The organism is Mycobacterium sp. WUMAC-067 (assembly GCF_020217485.1).
Classification (GTDB): domain Bacteria; phylum Actinomycetota; class Actinomycetes; order Mycobacteriales; family Mycobacteriaceae; genus Mycobacterium.
The window spans coordinates 98,734-112,107 of record NZ_JAEKMI010000010.1; the positions used below are offsets into that span (position 1 = coordinate 98,734).

The 13,374-nt window shown below is 68.1% G+C and carries 10 protein-coding genes; 7 read left to right on the forward strand and 3 right to left on the reverse strand.

The window, feature by feature from the left end:
- Positions 1-39: 39 nt before the first annotated feature.
- The gene (locus JF781_RS09590) at positions 40-798 is read right to left on the reverse strand and encodes a hypothetical protein (protein ID WP_225330461.1); all 759 of its coding nucleotides are present in this window, start codon (positions 796-798) and stop codon (positions 40-42) included.
- Positions 799-983: 185 nt separating this feature from the next.
- Here JF781_RS09590 and JF781_RS09595 point away from each other — a divergent pair, with 185 nt between their 5' ends.
- Positions 984-2,252, forward strand: a complete 1,269-nt coding sequence (locus JF781_RS09595; RefSeq protein WP_225330462.1) for a mannosyltransferase — start codon at positions 984-986, stop codon at positions 2,250-2,252.
- Here the strand turns inward: JF781_RS09595 and JF781_RS09600 are convergent.
- The gene (locus JF781_RS09600) at positions 2,249-2,533 is read right to left on the reverse strand and encodes a 4a-hydroxytetrahydrobiopterin dehydratase (protein WP_066868689.1); all 285 of its coding nucleotides are present in this window, start codon (positions 2,531-2,533) and stop codon (positions 2,249-2,251) included. The genes JF781_RS09595 and JF781_RS09600 overlap by 4 nt on opposite strands.
- An 80-nt stretch (positions 2,534-2,613) precedes the next feature.
- Entirely contained in the window at positions 2,614-3,390 is a 777-nt protein-coding gene (locus JF781_RS09605) for a cell division protein DivIVA (RefSeq protein ID WP_225330460.1), read from the reverse strand.
- Between the two features lie 297 nt (positions 3,391-3,687).
- On the opposite strand from JF781_RS09605, the gene JF781_RS09610 reads away from it, so the two are divergent.
- From JF781_RS09610 to typA, 6 genes are all read left to right on the forward strand, one after another.
- Complete coding sequence (locus JF781_RS09610) at positions 3,688-4,080, forward strand: (deoxy)nucleoside triphosphate pyrophosphohydrolase (protein WP_225330459.1); 393 nt, start codon at positions 3,688-3,690, stop codon at positions 4,078-4,080.
- A 454-nt stretch (positions 4,081-4,534) separates the two neighbouring features.
- A complete protein-coding gene (locus tag JF781_RS09615) occupies positions 4,535-8,233 on the forward strand; it encodes a nitrate reductase subunit alpha (protein WP_225330458.1) in 3,699 nt (1,232 codons plus the stop codon).
- Entirely contained in the window at positions 8,233-9,852 is a 1,620-nt protein-coding gene (gene narH / locus JF781_RS09620; RefSeq protein WP_225330457.1) for a nitrate reductase subunit beta, read from the forward strand. The genes JF781_RS09615 and narH overlap by 1 nt, the downstream gene beginning before the upstream one ends.
- On the forward strand, positions 9,849-10,517 hold the full coding sequence (gene narJ / locus JF781_RS09625) for a nitrate reductase molybdenum cofactor assembly chaperone (protein ID WP_225330456.1): 669 nt from the start codon (positions 9,849-9,851) through the stop codon (positions 10,515-10,517). The genes narH and narJ overlap by 4 nt, the downstream gene beginning before the upstream one ends.
- Entirely contained in the window at positions 10,510-11,241 is a 732-nt protein-coding gene (gene narI, locus JF781_RS09630) for a respiratory nitrate reductase subunit gamma (protein WP_225330455.1), read from the forward strand. The genes narJ and narI overlap by 8 nt, the downstream gene beginning before the upstream one ends.
- A 226-nt stretch (positions 11,242-11,467) precedes the next feature.
- Positions 11,468-13,357, forward strand: coding sequence for a translational GTPase TypA (gene typA, locus JF781_RS09635; RefSeq protein ID WP_225341158.1), 1,890 nt, complete (start codon positions 11,468-11,470; stop codon positions 13,355-13,357).
- The last annotated feature ends 17 nt before the right edge of the window (positions 13,358-13,374 follow it).

A 13,374-nucleotide genomic window follows, 5' to 3' on the forward strand; every position in this document is an offset into this window, starting at 1 on the left:
CCGGTTCTCAGTGGTTGATTGGTCCGACTACGACGCTGCTCAAGGCAATGCGGCAAGCAGCGGCGCTGCCGGTCCGGCCGGGCTGGCAGCCGGCGCGGGTGCGGCCGGAGCGGCTGGTGCCGCCGGAGCCGCCGGGGTCTGGCCCGAAGCCAGCGCCGGCAGATCCTGCGGGAGCCGCACCTGCGAGGGCACCGGAAGGCCCGCGGGCATCGCCGGCATGTTGACCTGCGCCTGCGGGATTTGCGGTGCGGGCGGCGTGGCCGGCGCGCTCGGTGCCGACAGCCCCGGGATCGCGGGCAGGCCCGGGATCGACGAGGACGCCGGAGCGGCCGGGCTCGCGGCCGCCGGCTGTGCGCCGGTCAGGCCCTGAATCATTCCCGGAATGCCGGACGCCGCGGAAGGTGCCGCCGGCGCGGCCGGCGTCGCCGACTGCGCCAGCCCCGGAATGGACGGGAGCGCCGCCGGAGATGACGCGGGAGCGGCGGGTGCCGCCGGCGTCAGGCCGGGGATCGACGGGATGCCCGCCGTGGACGCCGACGCCGGCGAGGCGGCGGCCGGAACACCCGGGAAGCTGATGCCCGGTGTGGCCGGCGCCGAGGGCGGCGTGGCGCCCAGTGCGGTCGCGAGGTTTTGCAGGATTTGAGGTGCGTTGGCCGCCGAGCTGATCAGCTGCTGCGGAATGTTCGGCACCGCCGGAGCCGGCACGGGGTCGGCGTGGGCGATACCGCCCGTCAATAGTGCTGCGGACGAACCGGCCACGACGGCGGCTGCACGCAAGTAAGTCCAGATGGTTGGCATGACTCTCCCTGATTGATCGATTACAGGTCCCGCCGCTGAAGCTACTTTGATGCAGATGGGACTCAAGTGACACGTGTGGCATTTATTCATTCGTTACGGAGACGAGTGAGAGCGGTGACCGAAAGCGCGAAATGCGGTTCCCTAAATAGAAGTCCGGGACCGACGGGGCGGCGCCGCACGCCCCGATCGCTAAAGTCGGGCGGATAGAAACCATCTCGGCCGCCCCGGCGGCACCCATCACCCAGCGGTTGGTGAGTCTCCTCGAAGGGGGCGCGCCGATGCTGCTCATCGTGAGCATCGCCGCGCGGCTGGCCTGGACCTACCTGGCCCCCAACGGCGCGAACTTCGTCGACCTGCACGTCTACCTCGGCGGGGCCGCCGCGATCGACCATCCCGGCGCCCTGTACAGCTACGTCTACGCCGACCAGACACCGGACTTCCCGCTGCCGTTCACCTACCCGCCGTTCGCGGCCGTCGTCTTCTACCCGCTGCACCTGCTGCCGTTCGGGCTCGTCGCATTTCTGTGGCAGGTCGCGACCATGGCCGCCCTGTACGCCGCGATCCGGATCAGCCAGCGCCTGACGGGTGTGGCGGCCGGCCCCCGCGGCCGCCGACTCGCGATGGCGTGGACGGCGATCACGATCTGGATCGAGCCGCTGCGCAGCACATTCGACTACGGCCAGGTCAACGTGTTGCTCATGACCGCGGTGCTGTGGGCGGTCTACACCACGCGATGGTGGCTGTCGGGATTACTGGTCGGCGTGGCGGCCGGAATCAAGTTGACCCCCGCCATCTCCGGGGTCTATCTGGCCGGCGCCCGGCGGTGGGCCGCGGCGGTGTTCTCGGCGGTCGTTTTCGTTGCCACCATTGGGATTTCGGTCGTGGTGGTCGGGGATCAGACCCGCTACTACTTCACCGACCTGCTCGGCGACGCCCACCGGGTGGGCCCCATCGCCACCTCGTTCAATCAGTCGTGGCGCGGCGGCATCTCGCGCATCCTGGGCCACGACGTCGGGTTCGGCCCGCCGCTGGTGGTCGCCCTCGTCGTCACCGCGGTGCTGGCCGTCCTGGCCTGGCGCGCGCTGGACGCCGCCGATCAATTGGGCAGGCTGCTCGTGGTCGAGTTGTTCGGGCTGCTGCTCTCGCCGATTTCCTGGACCCACCACTGGGTGTGGCTGGTGCCGTTGATGATCTGGGCGATCCACGGCGCGGGGCGCACGCTGCGCGGAGCGCGAATCGTCGGCTGGGGCTGGTTGGTGCTCACCCTGATCGGCGTGCCGTGGTTGCTGAGCTTCGCTCAACCGACCATCTGGCAGATCAGCCGCCCGTGGTACCTGGCCTGGGCCGCGTTGATCTACACCGTGGCCGCGGTCGCGACGTTGATCTGGATCGCGGCCACCGGCAGCCGCGGGCGGTTCGCCACGCCCGGCGAACGCGCCGAGGCCACCGGCTAGCTGTCGACGATGCCGTTGATATCGCGGGCCATGTCGATATCGTTTTGGGTGATGCCACCCTCGGAGTGCGTGACGAGAGCGAAAGTGACTGTCCGCCAACGAATATCGATGTCCGGGTGATGGTCCTTGCTCTCCGCGTGCTCGCCCACCCGGCGCACGGCGTCGATGCCGGCGAGAAAACTCGGAAATTTGATTGAGCGGCGCAGGGCCCCATCGGCCCGCTCCCATCCGTCGAGCTCGGGCAGTGCGGCGTCCACTTGCTCATCCGTTAACACGGCCATATCGGACTCGTCCTCTCCTGTCGGATAACGGGTTGATCGAGGGGGCGGCCCCGAACGCGACCTCCCGCGAAGGTGGTCACCTACGAGGCTACGGCGGAGTTACCCGGTGCTTGCTTTTTCTGGTCCAACGCCACCACGACGTCCGCCTCCGGGAGGCTCTGTCTTTGCTGGTAAGCGGACTCCAGGCTGGTGGGAACGCCCTCTAGGTCGCGGGCCACGCCCATCAGTTCTTCCAGGATCATGATCCGTTGCTGATTCGCCTCGTCCATCGCCCGGTGGGCTCGCTCATCGAACTCGTGAGCTTTCTGCTTTGCGTCGGCGAGCAGCTGCTCACGTTCATGCTGGGCGTCCCGCGAGGCCGCATCGATCAATGCCTGGGCTTCGGCCCGCATCCCGGCGAGGTCGGCGTCGAGCTTCTTCCTGGTTTCCTCACACTCCACTTCGAGCGCTTTTCGCTGCACGGCCATGTGCTCCAACAACTCTCGGTGTTCTCGCCGCGCGGCCTCCCCCTCGGCCACGGCATCCGCGATCAGGGCATCCGCCTCGGCGCGCGCCTCGTCCTGCATCCGGGAAACCTCATCGAGCGTGCGCCGCAGCAGCTTCGCCATCCGATGCTGCATCGCATAGGGCGTCGGTGACGTGTCCGACAGTGCGGCGACCTCGTCCTTGAGGCAGGCGACCTCGATCCGCAGCCCGGCCGCTTCATTGCTGGATTCGTCTCGCTGGGTCCTGAGGTTCAGGACTTCGTCGATCAGTACCTTCTCCTTGGCGAGCAACGCCTCGATGTAGGGGTCGACCAGAGCCGGGTCATAGCCCCGGAAGATCCGAGTGAACGACTTTGCGGGTTTGGCGATCATTGTCAACTCCCCTCGTTGGAAGTGCCTGTAGTGGTCGTGACCGACTAGGGTCGAGTATTCCACGGCGGCGACTAAACCGTAAGAGAGTCGTTATGTCCCAACATAATTCGATAGAGAAATCGACTGGGGTGGCCGTCTCGGCGGCAGTTTCGCGGGCGAGGCTGCACGGCCCTTGCTCCGATGCCGAGACGTTCGCCCTCGCGTGCGGGGCCCGAAGCTGTCCGGATCCCACCGGCGGTGCGGCCGGCGTTGCCGAGCGGTGGTGATTCGCAAGGGCGCCGTATACCGTCACTGGCCATGCCGACCCAGATCGTCGTCGCCGGCGCCCTCATCTGCGACGCGCGCGTCCTGGTGGCACAGCGCGTCCGCCCGCCGGAGTTGGCCGGCCGCTGGGAGCTACCCGGGGGCAAGGTCGCGCCCGGCGAGACCGAGCGCGACGCCCTGGTCCGCGAGCTGGCCGAGGAGCTGGGTTTGGCGACGGGCGACGTCGCGGTGGGCGACCGGCTCGGCGCGGACATCGCGGTGGACGGCGGGATCACGCTGCGCGCCTACCGGGCGCGTTTGCTCAGCGGCCGCCCGGACGCGCGTGATCACCGAGCCCTGCGCTGGATTACCGCCGCTGAGCTGCATGATCTCGACTGGGTGCCGGCCGACAGGGGCTGGCTGGCGGACTTGGCCGGCGCCCTGTGAACGCCCCTCATAACAAGCCCACAGACTTCCCGCAGCTGATGCACAGCCGCGTTGCAGGTCGCCACAGTCAACTGAATACGACGATATGACTTGTAGTAACGCCACACGAATCTGCCCTGGATGTGCGTGCCGATAGCCAGCCGAATGATTGTTCAGACCCTGCCGTCCCGGCTCGGTGCCCGACCGGGAGGCCCTCGCGTGCGCGAAAACCGATGCTCATGACCCTGTTTTCCCGGATTCACCGCGTGCGGCGAAGGTGATCGGCCCGTCCACGCCGACCTATGCTGGTGCTGTATCGCCGCCCAGGCCGCGGTCCCGAACTGCCGATGGTTGAGCCGATCCGAGTTGGTGCGGACGGGCGGATCACGGGGATGATCGCCGCACACAACTCAACTGGGATCACACGCAGGGCCGGACGACGAGGCGCGACGCTATCGACGAGGAGGAGTACTTCTTGACTGCCACACCGCACATTGGTGGAGTGCTCGAGGAGCTCTTGGAGCGCAGCGGGCGGTTCTTCACGCCGGGCGAGATCTCGGCTGACCTGCGCACCGTGACGCGGCAGGGCGGACGCGAGGCCGACGTGTTCTACCGCGACCGGTGGAGCCACGACAAGGTGGTTCGCTCCACGCACGGCGTGAACTGCACCGGGTCATGCTCGTGGAAGATCTACGTCAAAGACGGGATCATCACCTGGGAGACCCAGCAGACCGACTATCCGTCGGTGGGTCCGGACCGTCCCGAGTACGAGCCGCGTGGTTGCCCCCGCGGCGCCTCCTTCTCCTGGTACAGCTACTCGCCCACCCGGGTGCGCTACCCCTACGCCCGTGGCGTGCTGGTCGAGATGTACCGGGAAGCCAAGGCGCGGCTCGGCGATCCGGTGCTGGCGTGGGCCGACATCCAGGCCGATCCCGAGCGCCGCCGGCGCTATCAGCAGGCCCGCGGAAAGGGGGGACTGGTCCGCGTCACCTGGGCCGAGGCCACCGAGCTGATCGCCGCCGCGCACGTGCACACGATCAAGACCTACGGCCCGGATCGGGTCGCCGGATTTTCCCCGATCCCGGCGATGTCGATGGTCTCCTATGCCGCCGGCTCGCGCTTCTTCGAGCTGATCGGCGCCCCCATGACGTCGTTCTACGACTGGTACGCCGACCTCCCGGTGGCCTCACCGCAGGTGTTCGGCGACCAGACCGACGTCCCCGAGTCCGGAGACTGGTGGGACGCAGCGTATTTGATGATGTGGGGCTCCAACGTGCCGATCACCCGCACGCCGGACGCGCACTGGATGGCCGAGGCGCGCTACCGCGGCACCAAGGTCGTCACGGTCAGCCCCGACTACGCCGACAACACCAAGTTCGCCGATGAGTGGATGCCGTGCGCGGCCGGCACCGACGGGGCGCTGGCCATGGCGATGGGTCACGTCATTCTCTCGGAATGCTATGTGCAAAAGCAGGTCCCGTTCTTCACCGACTATTCGCGTCGCTACACCGATCTGCCGTTCCTGATCAAGCTGGAAGAACGCGGCGACATGCTGGTGCCGGGCAAGAACCTGACGGCGGCGGACCTGGGTGAGGCGGTCGAGAACGCGGCACTCAAGCCCGCGGTGCTGGACGAAGCCACCAATTCGGTTGTGGTTCCGCATGGTTCGCTGGGCTTCCGGTACGGCGAGTCCGGGGTGGGAAAGTGGAACCTGGATCTAGGTGACCTGGTGCCGGCGCTCAGCGTGCGAGACGCCCACGGCTCCAACGGGGATGGCAGCACCGCGCTGGTGCACATGCCCAGCTTCGACACCGTCGACGGCGAGGGCACGACCGTGGCGCGCGGTGTCCCGGTGCGCCGCATCGGTAAGCATGTGGTGTGCACCGTCTTCGACCTGATGCTCGCGCAGTACGGGGTGGCGCGCGAGGGGTTGCCCGGCGAATGGCCCACCGGCTACGACGACGCGACGCAGCAGAACACCCCGGCGTGGCAGGAGGCGATCACCGGTGTGTCGGCCGCCCAGGCCATCCGTGTGGCACGGGAATTCGCGCACAGCGCGGAGGAATCCGGCGGCCGCTCCATGATCATCATGGGCGGCGGCATCTGCCACTGGTTCCACGCCGACGCGATCTACCGTGCGGTGCTGGCGCTGCTGATGCTGACCGGGTCGATGGGCCGCAACGGAGGCGGCTGGGCCCACTACGTCGGCCAGGAAAAGGTGCGCCCGCTCACCGGATTTCACACGATGGCGATGGCCACGGACTGGGTGCGGCCGCCGCGGCAGGTGCCCGGTGCCTCGTACTGGTACGCGCACACCGACCAATGGCGCTATGACGGCTACGGGGCGGACAAGCTGGCCAGCCCGGTGGGCCGGGGCCGCTTCGCGGGCAAGCACACCATGGACCTGCTGGCGTCGGCGGTGGCCATGGGATGGAGCCCGTACTACCCGCAGTTCGACCGGTCGAGTTTGGACGTCGCCGACGAGGCGCGCGCCGCGGGCCGCGACGTCACCGACTACGTCGCCGAGCAGCTCGGCCAGCGCAAACTCAGACTCGCGGTGACCGATCCCGACAACCCCGTCAACTGGCCGCGGGTGCTTACCGTGTGGCGCGCCAACCTGATCGGGTCGTCGGGCAAGGGTGGCGAGTACTTCCTGCGCCACCTGCTGGGAACCGACTCCAACGCCTCAGCGGTGCCGCCCGAGGACGGGGTGCGCCCCGTCGATGTGACGTGTGAGGGGGACATCCCCGAGGGCAAGCTCGACCTGATGATGTCGATCGACTTCCGGATGACCTCGACGACGCTGGTTTCGGATGTCGTGCTGCCGGCGGCGACCTGGTACGAGAAGGCCGACATCTCCAGCACGGACATGCACCCCTACGTGCACGCGTTCAGCGCCGCGACCGACCCGCCCTGGGAAACCCGTTCGGACTTCGAGGCTTTCGGCGCGATCGCGCGCGCCTTCAGCGCCATGGCCAAGGAGCACCTGGGCACCCGCACCGACGTCGTGCTCAGCGCGCTGCAGCACGACACGCCCGACGCGATGGCCTATCCCGATGGCACCGAGCAGGATTGGCTGCACAACGGTGGGACGCCGGTGCCGGGCCGCACCATGGGCAAGCTGACCGTGGTGGACCGTGACTACGGTGCCATCTACGACAAGTGGCTGACGCTGGGTCCGCTGGTCGACAAGTTCGGGTTGACAACCAAGGGCATCACGGTGCACCCGTTCCGGGAGGTGGAGGAGCTCGCCGCCAAATTCGGTGTGCTCAAATCCGGTGTGGCAGCGGGCCGTCCGGCCGTCACCACCGCCGCACGGATGGCCGATGTGCTGCTGCTGTTGTCGGGGACGACCAACGGCCGGTTGGCGGTCGAGGGTTTCCACGAGCTGGAGAAGCGCACGGGTCAGCGCCTGGTGCATCTGGCCGAGGGCAGCGAGGACAAGCGCATCAGCTACGCCGACACCCAGGCGCGGCCCGTACCCGTGGTCACCAGCCCGGAATGGTCGGGCAGCGAAACGGGCGGTCGCCGCTACGCACCGTTCACCATCAACATCGAAAACCTCAAGCCGTTCCACACCCTGACCGGGCGGATGCATTTCTATCTGGCCCACGACTGGGTCGAGGAACTCGGCGAGCACCTGCCGGTCTTCCGGCCGCCGCTGGACATGGCCCGCTTGTTCGGCCAGCCACAGCTCGGCCCGACGGACGACGGAATCGGGCTCACCGTGCGGTACCTGACGCCGCACTCGAAGTGGTCCTTCCACTCCACCTACCAGGACAACCTGTACATGCTGTCGTTGTCCCGCGGCGGCCCGACGATGTGGATGAGCCCGGGCGATGCGGCGAAAATCCAAGTGCGCGACAACGATTGGGTCGAGGCGGTCAACGTCAACGGCATCTACGTGTGCCGGGCGATCGTCTCGCACCGGATGCCCGACGGGGTGGTGTACGTCTACCACGTGCAGGAGCGCACCGTCGACACCCCGCGCACCGAAACCAACAACAAGCGTGGCGGCAACCACAACGCGCTCACCCGGGTGCGGATCAAGCCCAGCCACCTGGCCGGCGGCTACGGTCAGCACGCGTTCGCATTCAACTACCTGGGGCCGACCGGCAACCAGCGCGACGAGGTGACCGTCGTGCGTCGCCGCAGCCAGGAGGTGACGTACTGATGAAGGTCATGGCGCAGTTGGCGATGGTGATGAACCTCGACAAGTGCATCGGTTGTCACACCTGCTCGGTGACCTGCAAGCAGGCGTGGACCAACCGATCCGGGACCGAATACGTGTGGTTCAACAACGTCGAAACCCGTCCCGGCCAAGGCTATCCGCGCACGTATGAGGACCAGGAGAAGTGGCGGGGCGGCTGGATTCGCGACAAGAAGGGCCGGCTGCGGTTGCGCGACGGCGGCCGTATCCAGAAGCTGCTGCGCATCTTCGCCAACCCGAAGCTGCCCGTCATCGGCGACTATTACGAGCCGTGGACCTACGACTACGAGAACCTGATCACCGCACCGGCGGGTGACACCTTCCCGACGGCCGCGCCCCGCAGCGCGATCAACGGTGAGCCGATGAAGGTGTCGTGGGGGCCGAACTGGGACGACAACCTGGCCGGCTCGTCGGAGATCCTGGCCGAGGACCCGATCCTGAAGAAGATCAGCGAGGAGATCAAACTTTCGCTCGAAGAGACCTTCATGTTCTACCTGCCCCGGATCTGCGAGCACTGCCTCAACCCCTCCTGCGTGGCGTCGTGCCCGTCGGGGGCGATGTACAAGCGCAGCGAGGACGGCATCGTGCTGGTCGACCAGGACCGCTGCCGCGGCTGGCGGATGTGCGTGTCCGGATGTCCTTACAAGAAGGTCTATTTCAACCACAAGACCGGCAAAGCCGAGAAGTGCACGCTGTGCTATCCGCGCATGGAGGTCGGCCTGCCGACCATCTGTTCGGAAACCTGTGTGGGGCGGCTGCGCTACCTCGGGGTGGTCCTCTACGACGCCGATCGGGTGCTGGCAGCGGCGTCGGTGGAAAAAGACACCGATCTCTACCAGGCGCAGTGCGAGATCCTGCTGGACCCTAACGATCCGAACGTCATCGCCGGTGCGCGGGCCGAGGGCATCCCCGACGAGTGGATCGAGGCCGCGCAACGTTCCCCGATCTACGCGCTCATCCACACCTACAAGGTGGCGCTGCCGCTACACCCGGAATACCGCACCATGCCGATGGTTTGGTACATCCCGCCGCTGTCACCGGTGGTCGACGCGGTCAGCCGCGACGGGCACGACGGGGAGGACATCGGCAACCTGTTCGGCGCGCTGGACGCGCTGCGCATCCCGATGCAATACCTGGCCGAGCTGTTCACCGCCGGCGACACCGCCGTCGTCGAAGGGGTGCTGCGGCGGCTGGCGGCGATGCGCTCCTACATGCGCGACATCAATCTCGGCCGCGACACCCAACCGCACATCCCGCATTCGGTCGGCATGACCGAAGAACAGATCTACGAGATGTACCGGCTGCTCGCCATCGCGAAATACGAAGAGCGCTACGTGATTCCGACGGCCTTCGCCCCGCAGGCCCGCGAGCTCGAGGAGATGGGCTGTTCGTTGACGGGCGAGGGCGGCCCGGGCATGTACGAATCGGAGCCCGTCCCGGTGTCGGTGGAGACCTTCCACGCGCTCCAGCGTGGCGGCGCTGCAGACGCGGAACCCGCTCACGCGCGGCCGCGGGTGAACCTGCTCAATTGGGACGGTGGCCAGGTGCCCGCGGGAATGTTCCCCGAGGAGCAGAAGCGGTGAGGCTCCTGTCCGCGCTCCGCGAGCGTTCCACCGGCCGGGCGATGCAGGATCGCCTGGTGTGGCAGGCGGCGTCGCTGCTGTTGGCCTACCCGGACGACGGGTTCGCCGAGCGCCTGGACGCCGTCGACGAAATACTCGGCCACATCAGCGGTCCCGCGGCGGCGCTCCTCGAGCAGACGGCGGCGGCGCTGCGTGCCCGTGAGCCGATGGCCGCCGCGATGGACTATGTCGCGACGTTCGACCTGCGCCGGCGCGCCACGATGTATCTGACGTACTGGACCGCGGGGGACACCCGCAACCGCGGCCGGGAGATGCTGGCGTTCGCCACCGCGTACCGGGAGGCGGGTGCGCAGCCGCCGAGCGGGGAGGCGCCCGATCACCTGACCGTGGTGCTCGAATTCGCCGCGACCGTCGATCCCGAGGCCGGCCGGCGACTGCTGGTCCAGCACCGCGTGCCGATCGACGTGTTGCGCGGCGCCCTGGCCGACGCCAAGTCACCGTACGAGCCGGTGGTTGCGGCGATCTGCGAGACCCTGCCGGCTGCCACCGATCAGGAGGTGCGCCGCGCCGAGCGGCTGGCGCAGGCCGGCCCGCCCGCGGAAGCCGTTGGGCTGCAACCGTTTACCTTGACCGTGCCACCCCGCAAAGGAACGCCAGGTGTTTAGCAACGTCCTGTTCTGGGATATCGCCCCGTACGTCACGCTGTCGGTCCTGATCGTGGGGACCTGGTGGCGCTACCGCTACGACAAGTTCGGCTGGACCTCACGGTCCTCGCAGATCTACGAGTCGCGACTGCTGAGCATCGCCAGCCCCGTCTTCCACTTCGGCATCCTGGCGGTGTTCGCCGGGCACGTGGTGGGGCTGTTCATCCCGCCGAAGGTCACACAGATGATGAAGATGAGCGACCACCTCTACCACATGCAGGCGGTCATCGCGGGCTCGGCGGCCGGCATCGCGACGCTGGTCGGAATCGGGCTGCTCGTGTACCGGCGGTTCACTCGCCCCGCCGTGTCCATGGCCACCACCCGCAGCGACAAGGTGATGTATGTGGTGCTGGTGCTGGCGATCGTGGTGGGCCTGTACTGCGACCTGATCGGCACGGGCCCGCACGGGGGCGAGTTCCACTATCGCTACACGGTCGGTTTGTGGTTCCGCCGGATCTGGATATTGCAGCCGCACGGCGAGGTGATGATCAACGCGCCGCTGGACTATCAGCTGCACGCGTTGATCGGCATGGTGCTGTTCACGCTGTGGCCCTTCACCAGGCTGGTGCACGTGTTCAGCGCCCCGGTCGTCTACCTGTTCCGGCCCTACATCGTCTACCGCAGCCGCGAGGCGGCGGGCAAGGGCCAGCTGGTGGGCACGGCGCCGCGGCGCCGGGGCTGGTAGCGGACCCGGCCAAGGCGCGAGGCGCCGTCTCGCCGTTCGGTGTGCGACGTGGGCTTTGGTCGTGCAGCCAGGCCGACGACACGCCGATCCGCCACGCCGCCACCGCACACTCAACGCCGCCACCGCACACTCAACGCCGCCACCGCACACTCAACGCCGGCGCCGGCCACCAGCCGGTTCGCTAGCCAGTTCGCTTTGACAGCCCCCCGCTGCCACAATCACCGACGTGTCATTTCGCAACGTCGCTATCGTCGCCCACGTCGACCACGGCAAGACCACCCTGGTTGACGCGATGCTGCGGCAGTCGGGCGCGCTGCACCACCGCGGTGACGACACCCAGGAACGCATCATGGACAGCGGTGACCTGGAGAAGGAAAAGGGCATCACCATCCTGGCCAAGAACACCGCGGTGCATCGCCATCACCCGGATGGGACCGTCACGGTGATCAACGTGATCGACACCCCCGGTCACGCCGACTTCGGCGGGGAGGTCGAGCGCGGGCTGTCCATGGTGGACGGGGTGCTGCTGCTGGTCGACGCGTCCGAGGGCCCGTTGCCGCAGACCCGGTTCGTGCTGCGCAAGGCGCTGGCCGCCCACCTTCCGGTGATCCTGGTCGTCAACAAGACCGACCGGCCCGACGCGCGCATCGCCGAGGTCGTCGAGGCCAGCCACGACCTGTTGCTCGACGTCGCGTCGGACCTGGACGACGAGGCGGCCGCGGCCGCCGAGCACGCGCTGGGCCTGCCGACGCTGTACGCGTCCGGGCGCGCGGGCGTCGCCAGCACCGAGCAGCCCGCCGACGGCGAGGCGCCCGCCGGCGACAACCTGGACCCCCTGTTCGACGTGCTGATGGAAAACATCCCGGCGCCGTCGGGCGACCCGGAGGCCCCGCTGCAGGCGCTGGTGACCAACCTCGACGCCTCGGCGTTCCTCGGCCGGCTCGCCCTGATCCGGATCTACAACGGCAAGCTGCGCAAGGGCCAGCAGGTCGCGTGGATGCGCGAGGTCGACGGGTTGCCCGTCATCACCAGCGCCAAGATCACCGAGCTGCTCGCGACCGAAGGCGTCGAGCGCAGCGCCACCGACGAGGCGGTCGCTGGCGACATCGTCGCGGTGGCGGGCATCCCCGAGATCATGATCGGCGACACCCTGGCCGATCCCGACCACGCCCACGCGCTGCCGCGCATCACGGTCGACGAGCCCGCGATCTCGGTGACGATCGGCACCAACACCTCGCCGCTGGCGGGCAAGGTGTCCGGCCACAAGCTGACCGCGCGCATGGTCCGCGGCCGGCTGGACGCCGAGCTGGTCGGCAACGTGTCGATCCGGGTCGTCGACATCGACCGGCCCGACGCCTGGGAGGTGCAGGGCCGCGGCGAGCTCGCCCTGGCCGTGCTGGTCGAGCAGATGCGCCGGGAGGGCTTCGAGCTCACGGTCGGCAAGCCGCAGGTGGTGACCCGCACGATCGACGGCAAGCTGCACGAGCCGTTCGAGGCGATGACGATCGACTGCCCGGAAGAGTTCGTCGGCGCGATCACGCAGCTGATGGCCGCCCGGAAGGGCCGCATGGAAGAGATGGCCAACCACGCGGCGGGCTGGGTCCGGATGGACTTCATCGTGCCCAGCCGCGGACTGATCGGGTTCCGCACCGACTTCCTCACCCTCACCCGCGGCACCGGCATCGCCAACGCCGTGTTCGACGGCTACCGACCATGGGCCGGGGAGATCCGGGCCCGCCACACGGGGTCGCTGGTCTCCGACCGCGCGGGCACCATCACGCCGTTCGCGATGATCCAGCTCGCCGACCGGGGTCAGTTCTTCGTCGAGCCCGGCCAGGACACCTACGAGGGCATGGTCGTCGGAATCAACCCGCGCGCAGAGGATCTCGACATCAACGTCACCCGCGAGAAGAAGCTGACCAACATGCGGTCCTCGACCGCCGATGTCATCGAGACGTTGGCCAAGCCGCTCGAGCTCGACCTGGAGCAGGCCATGGAGTTCTGCGCGCAGGACGAATGCGTCGAGGTGACTCCGGAGATCGTGCGGGTGCGCAAGGTCGAGCTGGACGCCACCGCCCGGGCGCGCAGCCGGTCGCGCGCCAAGGCCCGGGGCTAACCTCTGGTGGTCGAACG

What these genes read in the sequence shown, in the direction of transcription:
- JF781_RS09610 (WP_225330459.1), top strand. Translation starts at nt 3,688, where the DNA reads ATGCCGACCCAGATCGTCGTCGCCGGCGCCCTCATCTGCGACGCGCGC.
- JF781_RS09600 (WP_066868689.1), bottom strand. Translation starts at nt 2,533, where the DNA reads ATGGCCGTGTTAACGGATGAGCAAGTGGACGCCGCACTGCCCGAGCTC.
- JF781_RS09590 (WP_225330461.1), bottom strand. Translation starts at nt 798, where the DNA reads ATGCCAACCATCTGGACTTACTTGCGTGCAGCCGCCGTCGTGGCCGGT.
- JF781_RS09605 (WP_225330460.1), bottom strand. Translation starts at nt 3,390, where the DNA reads ATGATCGCCAAACCCGCAAAGTCGTTCACTCGGATCTTCCGGGGCTAT.
- narH (WP_225330457.1), top strand. Translation starts at nt 8,233, where the DNA reads ATGAAGGTCATGGCGCAGTTGGCGATGGTGATGAACCTCGACAAGTGC.